Below are 15,900 nucleotides of genomic sequence, written 5' to 3' on the forward strand. Positions count from 1 at the left end.
GCTCCCCCCCTAAAACAAAGCCCATTCTCATCACAGCCATCTTGGTAGATAGCAAAACGAAAACAGACTCACTTAAACATTATTCAAACGTTCATCTATTAATTTTAATACAGTATTGAGCGCTTGTACAATGGTTAATCTTGTTGTATCAATTTGCACTGCATCATCTGCAGGCTTTAATGGTGCGTGAGTACGTGCAGTATCCCTTGTATCACGTTTAACCAATTCTTCTACAACCTGCGCGAGGCTAACATTATTTCCTTTTTCTTTCAACTGCAAATAACGCCTATTTGCTCTTTCTTGCTCATCTGCATACAAAAAGACCTTTAAAACAGCATCAGGAAATACTACCGTGCCCATGTCACGTCCATCAGTAACTAAGCCAGGGGACTGCGCAAAATTACGTTGTCTCTCTAATAAAGCTGCTCGAACCTCTGGGATGGCGGCAATTTTTGAGGCATCTTGGCCACATTGCTCGCTGCGAATGGCAGTACTGACATCTTCATTATTTAAAATAACTAAAGACGCATTATCCTCAGAGGATTCAAAACGTAAATCCAAAGTGCGTGCAAGTTCGGCAATTTGATTAATGTCCTGGAAATCAATATTATTCTTTCTAATGGCATGTGCCAAAACTCGATAAATAGCGCCACTATCGAGCATATTCCATTGTAAATGCTTGGCAAGCAAATGACATAAAGTCCCTTTGCCAGTCCCACTTGGACCATCCAGAGTAATTACGGGAATTTTTTTATCGTACATGTTCAGCTACTTCCTCTACTTGAAGTTGGAGTTCTTTTGCTGTTGCAACAAATAAAGGGAATGATGTTGCCACATTGGCACAGTTCTCCACTGTTACTGGGGCTGCGGCGACTGCTCCTGCAATTGCAAAAGACATCGCAATACGATGATCACCCAAACTATCCACTATCCCGCCTTGTAGTGTACCTCCTTCAATTAAAGCACCATCCTCTAAAGCTTGGGCTTTAATTCCTAACTGGTTTAATCCATTAATCATCGCAGCAATGCGATCGCTTTCTTTAAATCGTAGTTCTTTTGCCCCGTGCAATGTTGTTTGGCCTTCCGCACATGCTGCAGCAATAAAAATAATAGGAAATTCATCGATTGCCAGTGGAACAAGTTCTGGGGAAATATTAATTCCCTGCAAGGGTGCATGCTGCACACGAATATCAGCAACTTGCTCTTCACCCTGCTGACGCTGATTTAACAGAGTAATATTAGCGCCCATTTCCAAGAGGATATGTAAAACTCCGGTGCGTGTGGGATTAATACCCACATTGCGAATCAGTAAATCAGAGCCGTGGATAATAGTAGCAGCAACAATAAAGAAGGCTGCTGAAGAGATATCCCCAGGAACAAAGATCTCTGTAGCCATGCATTCGCTTGCAGAATCAACCGTAATGGAATTTACTTTACGAGAGATAGGATAAGAAAAGCTTTCTAACATCACTTCAGTATGATTCCGACTAATACCCGTTTCAGTAACCGTAGTTTCGCCTTCTGCATACAAACCAGCGAGTAAAACACAGGATTTAACTTGAGCGCTTGCTTCCGGCATAAGATAATGGATACCCTTTAGCTTTTTACCGCCCTTAATCTTAATCGGTGGCTTGCCCTCAACTGTAGATATATCTGCTCCCATCTGCATTAGAGGCTTACTAACACGCAGCATAGGGCGTTTCATCAGGCTTTCATCGCCGATTAACTCACTGTCAAAATCCTGGGCTGCTAATAATCCGGCTAACAAACGCATGCTTGTTCCAGAATTACCACAGTCGATCACTTGATTGGGCTTCTTTAACCCATGTTTACCTACACCATGAATAATAACTTGTTGCTCATCTGGCCCATCAATCTGCACACCCATAGTCCGAAAAGCATTTAGTGTCGCCAGACAATCGTCCCCATCAAGGAACCCATTAATTACGGTAGTTCCTTTAGCAAGAGCCCCAAATATAATAGAACGATGGGAAATTGACTTGTCTCCAGGAACACTGATTTCCCCGGTTATCGAATGCGATGGCTTACTAAGTAAATTAATTCTTTTCACGAGCAATTTTTCCTTGCAAATTCAGACATAAACTCAATTAGGGCATCAACACCAGACAGCGGCATGGCATTATAAAGACTAGCACGAATTCCACCTACAAAGCGGTGCCCTTTTAAAGCACTTAAACCATGCAACTGTGCGTGGTGTATAAATTGCTCCTCAAGCTCTGGATTTTTTAATGAGAAACAAACATTCATTATTGAACGAGCCTCTCTATCCACATGCGTAGAATAAAAATCATTTGCGTCTAAATACTGATATAATTTAGCTGCTTTTTTACAATTTACTTCATAGAGAGCATCGACTCCGCCTTGGGTTTTAACCCAATCAAACATTTTAGCGGCCAAATAACAATTAAATACAGGTGGTGTGGAATACAGTGAATGTTGTTCTGTTTGAAATTTATAATCAAACATCGTAGGAACGGTTGGATTTGGGGCTTTTTCTAGTAAATCATCGCGAACAATTACTAGCGTTAAACCAGCATTCGCAATATTTTTTTGAGCTCCTGCAAAAATCAAACCATAATCACGAATATTTATCGGCTCGCTCAGTAAACAGGAAGTCATATCGGCAATTAAAGTAAGCCCTTTAACCTTAGGCACAAAAGGAAAACGAACGCCATTGACCGTTTCATTCGGTGTGTAATATAAGTAACTAGTATTTTCTTTTAACTCCCAACGCTTGGGCTCGGGAATGGACTTGTAGCCATTAGCCTCATCACTTGCCACAGAATAAGCTTTTTTTAGTCGTTGCGCCTCAAGGAGTGCGATATGCGACCAAATTCCTGTGTCCAAATAACCTGCTTGTTCATCAGGATGTAAAAAATTCATGGGAATCATGGCAAATTGCGTACGAGCAGCACCACCTAAGAACAAAACCTGATAATTTGAGGGTATACCTAAAAGGACTCTTAGGGTTTGTTCGGCATGATCTAAAAGAGACATAAACTCAGGAGTTCTATGGCCGATTTCTAAAATCGACATTCCCGTGTTATTCCAATCCAGAAGTTCTTCCTGGGCCTCTTTTAACAGAGACTCAGGAAGCATTGCAGGCCCTGCACCGAAGTTATAGGTCCTGGTTGTCATCTTGCTCATCATTATTTTCGATTTCTAATGAACCCTCTTCATCCAGACTCTCCTCTAGATCGTCAGAACCTTCACCTAAATCTTCAATTTTTTGCATCCCAACGACGGACTCTCCTGAGCTCACGTTGATTAAACGAACACCTTGAGTATTTCGACCAATGATTGATAACTCACTAACTCGGAAACGTACCAAGGTTCCTTTATCAGTAATCAACATGGCTTCGTCATTATCATTCACTTGAACCGAACGAACGACTTTCCCATTACGTTCTGTCACTTGAATGGAGATAACACCCTGCCCACCGCGACCAGACACACGATACTCTTCAATAGCAGTACGTTTTCCATAGCCATTTTCAGTTGCAGTTAGGATGGTTCCATTAGGATGAGCAACAATCAAGGAAATTACAGCCTGGTCCTCTTCAATACGAATCCCACGCACCCCACGGGCAGTACGGCCTGTGGCTCTTACCTTTGATTCATCAAAGCGAATAACTTTACCTGTATCCGTAAACAACATAATGTCCCTGGTGCCATCTGTAATATCAACACCAACCAAACGATCATTTTCATCTAAATCAATCGCGATGATTCCATTAGAACGTGGTCTGCTAAATGCATTGAGTGGAACCTTTTTCACCGTACCATTACGAGTAGCCATAAAGACATAAAATCCTTCCTGATAGACTCGAACCGGCAACATGGCATTAATTTCTTCGCCTTCTGCCAATGGAAGAATGTTAATAATCGGTCTCCCACGTGAAATTCGGCTGGCTAAAGGCAGTTGATACGCTTTCAACCAATACAACTTACCGTGATTGGAGAAGCACAATAAAGTATCATGAGTGCTGGCAATCACTAGGCGTGAAACAAAGTCTTCGTCTTTAACATTCGTTGCTGACTTACCTTTTCCACCTCGGCGTTGTGCTTGATAAGCACTTAAAGGCTGATATTTCACGTAACCTTGATGTGACAAGGTAACAACAACATCTTCTTCAGTAATTAAATCTTCGATGGTTAAATCTTCTTGGGAAGCGGTAATTTCAGTACGACGCTCATCACCAAATTGGACTTTAATATCAATTAATTCATCACGAATCACCTGCATCAATCGCTCTGGTGAAGCAAGAATATCGAGTAACTCTTTAATTAATTTTAATAACTCTTCAAACTCACCAAGAATCTTGTCTTGCTCTAAAGCGGTCAAGCGATGTAAACGCAATTCAAGAATTGCTTGTGCCTGAGCTTCAGATAATTTATATCCTCTAGCACTTAAACCAAACTCAGCTCCTAAATCATCAGGTCTTGACGCATCAGAACCTGCACGCTCTAGCATTGTTTTAACCATACCAGGCTGCCATTCCCTTGCCAATAAGGAAATTTTCGCTTCTTGTGGTGTTGGTGATTGTTTAATCAGAGCAATCATTTCATCGATATTAGCTAAGGCAATACCTAAACCTTCTAATAAATGCGCACGAGCTCTCGCCTTTTTCAAATCAAATAAGGTTCTGCGAGTAACCACTTCACGACGGTGTCTAATGAAGTACTCTAGAATTTCTTTTAAATTCAAAGTGCGTGGCTGACCGTCAACCAAAGCAACCATATTAATACCAAATACGTTTTGCATTTGGGTGTGAGCATATAAGTTGTTTAGAACAACATCCGCAACTTCATTACGCTTCAATTCAATAACAACCCGCATACCCTGCTTATCGGACTCATCACGAAGTCCTGAAATTCCCTCGACTTTTTTATCACGTACTAATTCGGCAATGCGCTCAACTAAACGTGCTTTGTTCACCTGATAAGGTAACTCGTGAATAATAATTGCCTGGCGTCCAGTGTCTTTATCTGTTTCAATTTCAGTGCGAGCACGAATCACTACACGCCCTTTACCGGTACGGTACCCTTGGATAATTCCAGCGCGACCATTAATAATCGCTGCAGTAGGAAAATCTGGACCGGGGATAATTTCCATAATTTCATCCAGACTTAATTCTGGATTATCGACCAAGGCGAGGCAGGCATTAATAACTTCTGTTAAGTTATGGGGGGGAATGTTGGTTGCCATCCCTACCGCAATACCTGAAGAGCCATTCACTAATAAGTTAGGTACGCGTGAAGGTAAAACTACAGGAGCAAACTCGGTCTCATCATAGTTTGGACTAAAATCAACAGTTTCTTTCTCTAAGTCAGCAAGTAAGGCATGTGCTACCTTTGACATTCTTACTTCGGTATAACGCATCGCTGCTGGAGCATCACCATCGACCGAACCGAAGTTACCTTGACCATCGACCAAAAGATAGCGCATTGAGAATGGCTGAGCCATACGTACAATCGTATCGTAAACTGCAGTATCACCATGCGGGTGGTATTTACCGATTACGTCCCCTACCACACGGGCAGATTTTTTGTAGGGTTTGTTCCAATCATTCCCCAATTCACTCATTGCATATAGCACACGTCGGTGAACTGGTTTTAGTCCATCGCGTACATCAGGCAAGGCCCGACCTACGATAACACTCATCGCATAATCCAAGTAGGATTGCTTTAATTCGTCTTCAATATTAACTGGCAAGACTTCTTTAGCTAGATAAACCATGGTATGGATGTATCCTTATAATAAATTCTGCGGTCAAGGATAACATACCGTCCGATGTAATTGAATCAAGCACTGAAAAAATGTAATCCGAAGCAGAAATCCAGAATATTCAGCCAATAAATATTCCTTTTTTTCTTGTCATTATTTATAAAACTCTACCATAATAATGGATTAGGGTAGGTTTAAATTGACTGCACGTGTAAATTTTGTATATAGTGCCGCGCACAATAAATAATTAAGATGCTTAGAAACAGGAGAAGCAATGACTAATAAAACCGCAAAACTTAGCATTGAAGGCCACGAGACATTAGAATTACCAATTTATACGCCTACTATGGGTAATGATGTTATTGATATTACTCAATTAGGGTCAACCGGTGTCTTTACCTTCGATCAGGGTTTTCTTTCTACAGCATCTTGTGAATCTAAAATCACTTACATCGATGGTGATGACGGTATTTTGCTGTACAGAGGATACCCAATTGAACAATTGGCCGAAAAGAAAGATTTCCTTGATGTATGCTACCTCTTGTTGAATGGTGAATTACCCAATGCAACAGAGAAAAAAGACTTCGTAGGTTTGATTAATAATCACACCATGGTACATCAACAAATGTATCAATTCTTAAACGGTTTCCGCCGTGATGCCCATCCAATGGCAATTATGGTAGGAATGGTTGGCGCCCTCTCTGCGTTCTATCATGATACTATGGACTTAAACAACGCCCAAGACCGTTTTATTTCGGCAATTCGTCTTGTCGCTAAGATGCCTACATTAGCAGCCATGAGTTATAAATACTCTACTGGTTTACCTTATATGTATCCAAAAAACAAAATGTCTTACGCCGAAAACTTCTTACATATGATGTTTGGTGTTCCTTCTGAAGAAATTACTCCAGACCCTGTTTTAGTTAAAGCACTGGATACTATTTTCATCCTGCACGCGGATCATGAGCAAAATGCATCTACTTCAACTGTTCGTTTAGCAGGCTCAACCGGTGCGAATCCTTTTGCATGTATTTCTGCAGGTATTGGTGCTCTATGGGGACCCGCTCATGGTGGTGCAAACGAAGCGTGCTTGAATATGCTTAAAGAAATTGGTGATGTAAGCCGTATTGATCACTTTATTAAGCGTGCCAAAGATAAAAACGATTCATTCCGTTTAATGGGCTTTGGCCATCGCGTATACAAGAGCTACGATCCAAGAGCGAAAGTAATGCGTCAAACCTGTTATGACGTTTTAGAAGCCGTTGGTGCTAAAGACGAGCCGTTATTCAAACTAGCAATGGAATTAGAGCGTATTGCCCTTGAAGATGATTATTTCATTGAGAAAAAGCTTTATCCAAACGTTGACTTTTATTCCGGGTTAACATTAAGTGCTATAGGGATTCCAACAAACATGTTTACAGTAATCTTCGCTTTAGCAAGAACTGTAGGTTGGATGAGCCACTGGATGGAAATGGTTGCTACTAAATCAAGAATTGGTAGACCACGCCAGCTTTATACTGGTGAGAAAACTCGTAACGTTCCTTAGTCGCACGAAAGGTAGCCTGCATTGCAGGCTACTTCTTTATTCCTATTTAAATCACCGATTCTTTTCTGCATCTACATTTAGGATGACATACCCAGTTTGCTCAATGCCTGGTGCCAACCCTGATAGTCTGCTTCGACTATTTCTCGTGTACGCTCGGGATAAAAGCATTGTTCAATAGCGCCTGCCTCCTCAAGCGAATTATAGACTCCTGAGCCGAGTGCAGCTAATAAAGCAGCTCCTTTCGCTGTAGTTTCTATATCCTTAGGCTTTTGTACCTGCAGTTGGCATTGATCGGCTAAAAACTGCAGAAACCAGCTATTTGCGGCCATGCCTCCATCAACGCATAATAAAGACAGATCGAGATGACTGTCTTCGCGCATACAGGTAAGGACATCTCGTGTTTGATAACAGACTCCTTCTAATGCTGCCCGTGCAAAATGAGCTCGCGTACTGGAAAGAGATAAGCCAAACATTGCCGCACCAGGATCGGATAACCAATGAGGTGCACCTAAACCTGTAAAGGAAGAGACAAAATAAACCCCATCATTGCCTTCTAATGAGCGAGCCAATGCCTCTGTTTCATCAGCGTTGCTGATCATCTTCATCTCATCACGTAACCACTTCACTGCAGTCCCTGCATGATAAAGGCTACCCTCCAAACCATAAATAGTCTCGCCCTTAACTTTATAAGCGATGGTTGTTAATAATTTATGTTGCGACGCTACGGGCTTAGGTCCTGTATTTAATAGCAAAAAACCGCCCGTACCATAAGTAGCTTTAACCATTCCTGAAGTAAAACAACCTTGCCCTACTAAAGCGGCTTGTTGGTCTCCAGCAACGCCTGTAATCGGTAACTCAATTCCCAACCATTGTTTATCCATTACACCAAAATAACTGTCACTGGCATACACCTCGGGTAGCACTGATTCAGGAATTGAAAATAGTGTTAACAAATCCTTATCCCATTGCTCGGTTTTAATATTAAAAAGCATGGTTCTTGAAGCATTTGTCACATCAGTTAAATGTCGATGCTCTTTAGTTAAACGCCAAATAAGGAAGCTGTCTATGGTGCCAAATGCTAACTCACCTTTTTCAGCAAGCTGTCTGGCTTGCGAGTTATTTTTTAATAACCAGTTAAGTTTACTCGCTGAAAAATAAGGATCTGGAAGTAAACCTGTTTTTTCCTGGATCACAGAGGCTTCAGAGACAAATGTCTGGCAATATTCAGCGGTTCTCCGGTCTTGCCAAACAATAGCAGGAGCCAAGCAAGTCCCGGTTTTTTTATCCCAGATCACGGTTGTTTCTCGTTGATTAGTAATACCGCAGGCAAGAATTGCATCAGAAGGTACTTGCGCAACCACATCCCGTAATGCAGTCAATGTTTTACGCCATATTTCCTCAGGATCATGCTCTACCCACCCTGTCTCAGGATAATACTGGGTTAATGAATACTGGCTGCAGGTAATTAATTCACCGCTTAAAGTGTAAATCATCGCCCGTGTACTGCTGGTTCCTTGATCAATAGCAAGTAAATAGTTCATCGTCTTGGCATTCCTTGTTTTTTATTACTAGGTTATAGTTAATAAGTGTAATCTTTTTTTATGGAGACCAAAACATGGATCAAGTTTTTGATGTTGCAATTATTGGTGGTGGCATCAACGGCTGCGGTTGTGCCGCTGATGCGGCCTTAAGAGGCCTATCTGTTGTTCTGATAGAAGAAGATGATTTGGCGTCCAAAACGTCCTCCAATAGCACCAAACTTGTCCATGGTGGTTTAAGATATTTGGAGAACTATGAGTTTGCTTTAGTAAGAAAAGCATTGACCGAGCGGCAACGTCTTTTTGATTTAGCCCCTCACCTAGTGCACGCTCAGCCCCTGGTTTTACCCTATGAAAAACACATGCGTCCCTCTTGGTTTTTACGTTTAGGCCTATTTTTATATGATCATCTAAGTAGTAAAAATCGCTTGCCTAAATGCAAGACTATCAACAAAAAAAATGACGCTCAGTATTTTTCTCCTTTAAAAGAGGGCTTGGAGCGTGGCTTTTTATTTTATGATGGTGCGGCTGATGATGCTCGCCTAACCATTGTGAATGCACTACAAGCCAAACAGCATGGCGCAAGCATTCATACGCGTTCTAAAGTTACCAAGACCCAAGTTATTAATAATTTATGGCATGTAACCATACAACCACTAACAGGTCCGGCTTACACCATACAAGCTAAAGCATTAATTAATGCAGCAGGACCATGGGTTAAAGCGGTGGAACAGCTGACCCATATCCCCGATCAGCAACAAATTAGCTTGGTTAAAGGCAGCCATATCCTTGTGCCTAAGTTATACGAGGGTGAGCAAGCTTACTTCTTACAGCATGAAGATAAACGGGTTATTTTTGTCATCCCCTACCATGGTTACAGTATGATAGGCACTACTGATGTACCACTGAATGAACCATTGGAGCAAATTCACATTAGTGATCAAGAAATTAATTATTTAATTAAATTAGTTAATTCCCATTTCAAAACCAAAATATCCGCAAATGATATAGTCTACACTTGGAGCGGGGTTCGTGCTTTATTAGCTAATGACGATAAAGAAGCCCGCGCCCTGAGTCGAGATTATAATTATGAGTTTCAAGTTACACCGGCCCCTATAATTACCATTTACGGGGGAAAAATAACTACTTACAGGCAATTAGCCGAAGAAGCCATTAATAAATTCACTGCTGTTTTCCCTAATCTAAAACCATCCATTACCGCAAATGCTCCCTTGCCCGGAGCAACTTTTGGAACTATGGATTTTGCTCAATATATTCACTATGCCCAAAAGAAATATTCATGGATGGATAAAGAATTACTGCATCGCTATTTATATACCTATGGCAGCCATATGGAAAAATTCCTCTCATTAAGCACCAGTGAAAAATCTTTAGGGAAGAGCTATGGCTCTGGTTTATATCAAGCTGAAGTAGATTATTTAATCTTGGAAGAGTGGGCTCGTAGTAGTGAGGACGTCCTGAAACGGCGAACTAAGCTTGATTTAAAACTGAACGCAGCCAGAAAAAAAGAACTGGCTGCATATATTGAAAGTATTATTGCTTATCATCCTCTTCAAACTGAGCCTTTATTGCACTAACATCGGCAGCAACAGCCTGCTCAACCAATTCATGTAAGGTTGAAGCGGGCATACTTCCCGCATTCGAGTAAATAACAATACCTTCTTTAAACACCATTAAATGCGGAATCGAACGAATTTCAAAAAAATCAGCCAATTCTTGCTCTGCTTCGATATTCACTTTAGCAAATTTAATATTCGGATACTGAGCCGAAACTTGCTCATAAATCGTCGCAAACTGTTTGCAGGGAGCACACCAACCAGCCCAAAAATCAACAAATACAATTTTGTTTTCGTTAACTAAAGCCTCAAAATCGGCACTCACTACATTTTCGCTGGGCATACATCTTCCTTTGCTTCAATAGAATCAATAATTTCATGAAATACATCATCTACATTACCACTACCAGAAACGCTGTGGAAGGCTGGTGCATCATGATCACCACTTTCTGCCCAAGTTTTATAGTAGTTAATTAATGGCGCCGTTTGTTTTCTGTATACATCCAAACGTTTTTTTACAGTTTCCTCTTTATCGTCTTCACGCTGGATTAAAGGCTCGCCAGTCACATCGTCCAAACCTTCTTGTTTTGGAGGTTGATTAACGACATGATAAACACGGCCAGATGGTTGGTGAATACGACGTCCACTGATTCGTCGAATGATTTCATTATCATCTACAGCAATTTCAATGACATGATCCAAATGAATACCCGCTTGCTTCAATGCATCAGCCTGCACTAAAGTTCTTGGAAAACCATCAAATAGGAAGCCGTTTTTGCAGTCACCTTGCGTTAAACGCTCTTTGACTAACCCAATGATAATGTCATCAGAGACAAGACCACCTGCTTCCATAACTTTTTTAGCACTTAATCCTAATGGGGTACCTTGCGCAATAGCTGCACGCAACATATCACCCGTTGAGATTTGTGGGATTTTATAGCGTTCAATTATTCGTAAAGCCTGGGTCCCTTTTCCGGCCCCTGGACCACCCAAAAGCATTAATCGCATTAAAAAACTCCTTAGGATATATATCTCAGTTCGGTTCATCTGAGTATACATCACTTTTTATACGTTTATACCCAAGATTACTTGAAAATATTGGGCCTCATTTAAACTCTGCTTCAAAAATAAAGCAAAATTTACCATAAAATTAAAACCAGGAATGCCGCTCTAGACTTCCTCGGCAAGAATTCAGCTGCATAGCATAAAGTTGCGAACGAGCGTTCACTTTACGGGCTACGGGCATCAACCATGCTTTTCTCAAATAGGATTTGCGCATATAACCACCGACTCCCTCATGATAAGCAAGATAAAGATTATAGGCGTCGGCACGATTAACACCAGCCCGTCGATTAGCCTGATTGGCGTACCAACCAATAAAATCTACCCCATCAGAAAAATTATGACGGGAAGACAACAGTCCACCATTATTTTGTTTGTATTCATTCCAAGTACCATGCAAGGCCTGGGCATAACCTGTGGCGGTTGTAGGTCTTTTCCAAGGAATAAATCCAAGTAGCTTTCTACGTGGCGGCTTTGCATGCGCATCAAATTTTGACTCTTGGTGAATAATAGCCATTTGCACAGGAACGGGAACCTTCCAGCGAGACTCAACATCTTTAGCATGAGTATACCACCTGGGGTATTCTCTAAATATGTTACAGACATTATTCAAATCTGAAGGAGGTCGACTAACACACGCTGTAAGTACGCTCACAAATAAAGGCAACAATATAAGATTTAACTTCTTAAATTGAAACAAAGTTTCCATAAACGATCGAATAAGAAAAAGGAAGATATTAACAAATTTGATTAGGACAATCTATGTATATGTAAATTAAATCACTGTTGTCTCCTTTAGCTTGCATGATACTATTTGCGTTTGTAATCCACTAAAAATAATAAGCAACTTTCATGAGTATTCTGGTATTTGATATTGAAACCATTCCGGACATTGAATCTGGACGTAAGTTATATGATTTACATGGATTATCTGATGAGGACACTGCTCAAGCGATGTTTGCGCTCAGACGTGCCAAAGTCGGTACTGATTTTCTCCCACACCATTTGCAACGAATATGCGCTATTTCTTTGGTTCTTAGTCAAGGCTCAAACATTAAGGTCTGGTCACTAGGTGAGGAGCAATCGGATGAAAAAGAATTAATTACTCGCTTTTTTGCAGGAATTGATAAACACACGCCTACTTTAGTTAGTTGGAATGGCAGTGGCTTTGATTTACCTGTACTGCACTATCGTGCATTGCTGCATGGCATTCCCGCTCCAACCTATTGGGAGGCAGGGGAAAATAATCAAGCCTTCCGTTGGAATAATTATTTAAGTCGTTTTCATAACCGTCATATGGATCTTATGGATGTAATTGCTGGTTATCAAAACAAAGCCTTTGCTCCTTTGGATGAGTTATCCACTCTATTAGGTTTCCCCGGAAAAATGGGCATGAGTGGTTCCAAGGTATGGGAGCACTATTTTACTGGAAATATAAAAAGCATTCGTGATTATTGCGAAACCGATGTGTTAAATACTTTTTGTGTGTTTCTACGCTTTGAATTAATTCGTGGGGTAATTAACCAAGATGAATACCACAGTTCCATTGAACGCTTAAAGTCGTATTTAAGTTCGGAAAGCGATAAGCAGCATTTGCAAGAGTTTTTGGGAAGTATGGTTTAACCCTACAGCTGTCTTAATGTAGACTGGGCTGAAAAGCCCAGCATTGTGAGTTACATGATTTTTATGCTTAAAAGGCTCGCGCTACTAGCGACTCATCTGCCTTTTTTTCTAGTTCAATAAGTTCTATTGCATGCAAAAATGCTGAACTATCTAGATGCTCCAGCGTCCGGAAATACCGCTCCTCACCTAGATTAGCATATTCGCTCACATCAACCGCCGTAGCTTCGAACGCTAATTGCATCCAAGACCATAAAGTGATCCACCATTCGATCACCGGCTTATACGCCTGATACCAAGCTAAAATAGATTCGTTTACCTTGCCCTCACCAAAATAAGCTGCTAAATAGATTAACTCCTGTTCTTTAGATAACTTAGCTTCAATTGCAAAATAAGCCAGATCCCATAAGAAATCATTATTGCTGGAATACTCCCAATCAATCTGATAAATCAATTCCCCTTGCTCTAAAGGTGTCAACATGTAGTTCAGCGGTGTGGAGTCATTATGGCAAGGTACTTTATTAATTTGGTAGGAAGAGAAAAGATTTTTTAACTCATTCATTTTACTAGCAATGAAATTCACTCGCTCAGGTAAAGGAAATTTTTTATTTTCTAAAGTAGCCAGCAAACCTGCATTACGGGAAAACACATCTATATCGTTTAAAAACTGCTTTGACTTATGCAGTATCTTAGCTTTTTCTGCAAGCATCTTTAATATTTCTACTCGTTCTAATCGGTTTTTATCAAGTGGTTTTACATCAGCAATAAACTCAGTAACTTGTACACCCGATTCTCCATTAAAATAAGCGACAGGGACGTTCAGTTTTAAATCTGAAGTTTGCTGTACATTATGTTGCTCATGCTTGCGGTCAACAGAAAATAGAGAAACATCTCCAGGAAAACGAACAACCCAGCGTTTACGTTTGTCAGCCTCATAATGAGCTCCTACCGTAAGCTTGTAGGTCGCATTAGTCATTCCTCCAGCCATTAGTTTTAAACTTAAAACATCCAAAGTGAGCTGGGAAAACATAGGAATTTCGTTGATTTGGGGAAGTAAATTCATGTAGCTCTGAGCTAATTTCACCAACTCATTCCACTCTTTAGAAACAGTAGAAAGGTTATACAATGAATCCGCATCAAGAAAGCTTAAAATATAAGCCGCCAAGCCAGTTTTAAGTTTATATTGGACACCAGCGTCACTGGTAAAAAAGAGCCATTTCATGAGATTACCTGTTGATGGAAATGTTCAAGTATACAAAACGAAAACAGATAATTACAACAAAAGGCATTTTGAAATATTAATACACGATAAGAATGATCATGAGTACATTGATCTGTTGAGGAGAATCGAGTACACTATCTTTTAGTTCATTAAATAATCATTTAGTCTTTATATGCACCACCTAATAAAATGTGCATGACGCTACATAAAACATCAAAGACTTAGATCAACAATAGAAAGAAGTATAAAACAAGGCTTATCTTATGTCCGAACCATTAATTCAGATACCCAAAAAACAGGCTATTCTGTTTGCGTGTTTCCTCGTCCTGTATGAATTCTTAACCTATGTCGCGAATGACATGATTATGCCTGGTATGATCAGTGTGACGCATGCATTCAACGCACCAGAATCTGCCGTTGCAACCTCACTTACTATTTATATCCTTGGAGGTGCCAGCTTACAAATATTTTTAGGCCCCATATCAGATGCTTATGGACGCCGTCCAATGATGTTGCTTGGTGCGTGCCTATTTTTTATTTTTACCTTATTTATTGCCTGCTCTAATTCAATGAGCCAATTTATGACCGCTCGCTTCTTTGAGGGGATGGGACTTTGTTTTATCGGCGTTATTGGCTATGCGACTATTCAAGAAATTTTTGAGGAAATGGATGCAATTCGCCTCATTTCCATTATGGCTAATGCCACCATTCTTGCACCCCTTTTAGGGCCCCTTTTGGGTGCGGTAGTTATTCACTATACATCATGGCGTTATATCTTTGTCTCCATTGCTCTATTTGCTTTAGTGGCCTTATGGGGATTATGGCGTTACATGCCAGAACCTATTGGTCAAAAGAAGAAAAATGGAGAGCTGACTCCTAAAACCAAGATTTCATCCAAGAAGGTTTTTGCTAATTACAAGACCTTATTAACTAATAAAGTATTTGTCATGGGAACCTTAGCCATAGGTACTGTAGGCATTCCCTGTCTTGCTTGGATTGCATTATCCCCCGTTATTTTAACGCTCGAGGGAAAACTGACCGTAATCCAATATGGGCTTTGGCAGCTACCTGTTTTTGGCTCTACAATATTAGGCAACTGGTTTTTACACAGGCTAACTTATAAATTTGAAATTAAAAAAATCGTTACCTTAGGTTGTGTGATTATGACCGTTGGCGCGGTATTAATGTCCGCCCTCCCTTATTTGTATGGGAATGATTATCACTATCTGATGCCTGGTATCATAATTTATTTCTTTGCGTTAAGTGTGATTAACGCCCCGCTAAACAGATTCTGCCTCTTTGTCACCTCAGTAAGCAAAGGTACTGTCTCAGCTTTAGTAAGCCTCAGTGTGATGGTTATTGGTGCCCTTGGAACCGAAGCAGCCAATATTATCTACAAAGGCCATAATAACCTGCACTTTGCACTGTATTGCAACCTGATGCAACTTGTATTTTTTACCTTTACGATTTTGGCATTTTGGATGCAGAAACCAACGGGAAATGAAAAGGCACTAGAAAAAGCAGAAACCCGGTAAAAACATTAAAATATATAGATACTGTCTTTAAAAGCTGCTTTAAAGACAGTA

13 protein-coding genes are annotated in these 15,900 nt (G+C 40.5%); 4 read left to right on the forward strand and 9 right to left on the reverse strand.

The features are described 5' to 3' along the window. Positions 1–72: 72 nt before the first annotated feature. The 4 genes from cmk to gyrA are packed head-to-tail and all read right to left on the reverse strand — an operon-like array spanning position 73 to position 5,761. A complete protein-coding gene (cmk, locus tag ACD661_RS04270; protein ID WP_400186569.1) occupies positions 73–762 on the reverse strand; it encodes a (d)CMP kinase in 690 nt (229 codons plus the stop codon). Then, positions 752–2,062 (reverse strand): 3-phosphoshikimate 1-carboxyvinyltransferase, encoded by a 1,311-nt coding sequence (gene aroA / locus ACD661_RS04275; RefSeq protein WP_400187224.1) that lies wholly within the window; start codon positions 2,060–2,062, stop codon positions 752–754. Before aroA ends, cmk begins: the two co-directional genes overlap by 11 nt. A gap of 5 nt (positions 2,063–2,067) precedes the next feature. Then, positions 2,068–3,159 carry a 3-phosphoserine/phosphohydroxythreonine transaminase gene (gene serC, locus ACD661_RS04280; protein WP_400186571.1) on the reverse strand — a complete coding sequence of 364 codons (1,092 nt, stop codon included), beginning with the start codon at positions 3,157–3,159 and terminating at the stop codon, positions 2,068–2,070. After that, the gene (gene gyrA / locus ACD661_RS04285) at positions 3,140–5,761 is read right to left on the reverse strand and encodes a DNA gyrase subunit A (protein WP_400186573.1); all 2,622 of its coding nucleotides are present in this window, start codon (positions 5,759–5,761) and stop codon (positions 3,140–3,142) included. Before gyrA ends, serC begins: the two co-directional genes overlap by 20 nt. Positions 5,762–6,023: 262 nt before the next feature. On the opposite strand from gyrA, the gene gltA reads away from it, so the two are divergent. Beyond that, the gene (gene gltA, locus ACD661_RS04290; RefSeq protein WP_400186575.1) at positions 6,024–7,295 is read left to right on the forward strand and encodes a citrate synthase; all 1,272 of its coding nucleotides are present in this window, start codon (positions 6,024–6,026) and stop codon (positions 7,293–7,295) included. Positions 7,296–7,372: 77 nt separating this feature from the next. On the opposite strand, the gene glpK is transcribed toward gltA, so the two are convergent. Next, the gene (gene glpK, locus ACD661_RS04295) at positions 7,373–8,836 is read right to left on the reverse strand and encodes a glycerol kinase GlpK (protein ID WP_400186577.1); all 1,464 of its coding nucleotides are present in this window, start codon (positions 8,834–8,836) and stop codon (positions 7,373–7,375) included. Positions 8,837–8,910: 74 nt separating this feature from the next. Between glpK and glpD the strand changes: the two genes are divergently transcribed. Continuing rightward, complete coding sequence (gene glpD, locus ACD661_RS04300) at positions 8,911–10,431, forward strand: glycerol-3-phosphate dehydrogenase (protein WP_400186579.1); 1,521 nt, start codon at positions 8,911–8,913, stop codon at positions 10,429–10,431. Here the strand turns inward: glpD and ACD661_RS04305 are convergent. The 3 genes from ACD661_RS04305 to ACD661_RS04315 all read right to left on the reverse strand — a co-directional run bounded on the left by ACD661_RS04305 (position 10,388) and on the right by ACD661_RS04315 (position 12,181). Further along, positions 10,388–10,753, reverse strand: coding sequence for a thioredoxin family protein (locus ACD661_RS04305; RefSeq protein WP_400186581.1), 366 nt, complete (start codon positions 10,751–10,753; stop codon positions 10,388–10,390). The two genes, glpD and ACD661_RS04305, sit on opposite strands and share 44 nt — an antisense overlap. Further along, the gene (gene adk / locus ACD661_RS04310) at positions 10,735–11,418 is read right to left on the reverse strand and encodes an adenylate kinase (RefSeq protein WP_400186583.1); all 684 of its coding nucleotides are present in this window, start codon (positions 11,416–11,418) and stop codon (positions 10,735–10,737) included. The genes ACD661_RS04305 and adk overlap by 19 nt, the downstream gene beginning before the upstream one ends. 142 nt (positions 11,419–11,560) lie before the next feature. Then, positions 11,561–12,181 carry a transglycosylase SLT domain-containing protein gene (locus tag ACD661_RS04315; protein ID WP_400186585.1) on the reverse strand — a complete coding sequence of 207 codons (621 nt, stop codon included), beginning with the start codon at positions 12,179–12,181 and terminating at the stop codon, positions 11,561–11,563. A gap of 143 nt (positions 12,182–12,324) precedes the next feature. Between ACD661_RS04315 and ACD661_RS04320 the strand changes: the two genes are divergently transcribed. Continuing rightward, positions 12,325–13,095, forward strand: coding sequence for a 3'-5' exonuclease (locus ACD661_RS04320; protein WP_400186586.1), 771 nt, complete (start codon positions 12,325–12,327; stop codon positions 13,093–13,095). A 67-nt stretch (positions 13,096–13,162) separates the two neighbouring features. Here the strand turns inward: ACD661_RS04320 and ACD661_RS04325 are convergent, their stop codons facing one another. Beyond that, the gene (locus ACD661_RS04325) at positions 13,163–14,314 is read right to left on the reverse strand and encodes a phosphotransferase (RefSeq protein ID WP_400186588.1); all 1,152 of its coding nucleotides are present in this window, start codon (positions 14,312–14,314) and stop codon (positions 13,163–13,165) included. Positions 14,315–14,577: 263 nt separating this feature from the next. Between ACD661_RS04325 and ACD661_RS04330 the strand changes: the two genes are divergently transcribed. Then, entirely contained in the window at positions 14,578–15,849 is a 1,272-nt protein-coding gene (locus ACD661_RS04330; RefSeq protein ID WP_400186589.1) for an MFS transporter, read from the forward strand. Positions 15,850–15,900: the final 51 nt, after the last annotated feature.

This window comes from Legionella lytica (assembly GCF_044626755.1).
GTDB lineage: Bacteria > Pseudomonadota > Gammaproteobacteria > Legionellales > Legionellaceae > Legionella > Legionella lytica_A.

What these genes read in the sequence shown, in the direction of transcription:
- cmk (WP_400186569.1), bottom strand. Translation starts at nt 762, where the DNA reads ATGTACGATAAAAAAATTCCCGTAATTACTCTGGATGGTCCAAGTGGG.
- serC (WP_400186571.1), bottom strand. Translation starts at nt 3,159, where the DNA reads ATGACAACCAGGACCTATAACTTCGGTGCAGGGCCTGCAATGCTTCCT.
- gyrA (WP_400186573.1), bottom strand. Translation starts at nt 5,761, where the DNA reads ATGGTTTATCTAGCTAAAGAAGTCTTGCCAGTTAATATTGAAGACGAA.
- gltA (WP_400186575.1), top strand. Translation starts at nt 6,024, where the DNA reads ATGACTAATAAAACCGCAAAACTTAGCATTGAAGGCCACGAGACATTA.
- glpK (WP_400186577.1), bottom strand. Translation starts at nt 8,836, where the DNA reads ATGAACTATTTACTTGCTATTGATCAAGGAACCAGCAGTACACGGGCG.
- glpD (WP_400186579.1), top strand. Translation starts at nt 8,911, where the DNA reads ATGGATCAAGTTTTTGATGTTGCAATTATTGGTGGTGGCATCAACGGC.
- ACD661_RS04305 (WP_400186581.1), bottom strand. Translation starts at nt 10,753, where the DNA reads ATGCCCAGCGAAAATGTAGTGAGTGCCGATTTTGAGGCTTTAGTTAAC.
- adk (WP_400186583.1), bottom strand. Translation starts at nt 11,418, where the DNA reads ATGCGATTAATGCTTTTGGGTGGTCCAGGGGCCGGAAAAGGGACCCAG.
- ACD661_RS04315 (WP_400186585.1), bottom strand. Translation starts at nt 12,181, where the DNA reads ATGGAAACTTTGTTTCAATTTAAGAAGTTAAATCTTATATTGTTGCCT.
- ACD661_RS04320 (WP_400186586.1), top strand. Translation starts at nt 12,325, where the DNA reads ATGAGTATTCTGGTATTTGATATTGAAACCATTCCGGACATTGAATCT.
- ACD661_RS04325 (WP_400186588.1), bottom strand. Translation starts at nt 14,314, where the DNA reads ATGAAATGGCTCTTTTTTACCAGTGACGCTGGTGTCCAATATAAACTT.
- ACD661_RS04330 (WP_400186589.1), top strand. Translation starts at nt 14,578, where the DNA reads ATGTCCGAACCATTAATTCAGATACCCAAAAAACAGGCTATTCTGTTT.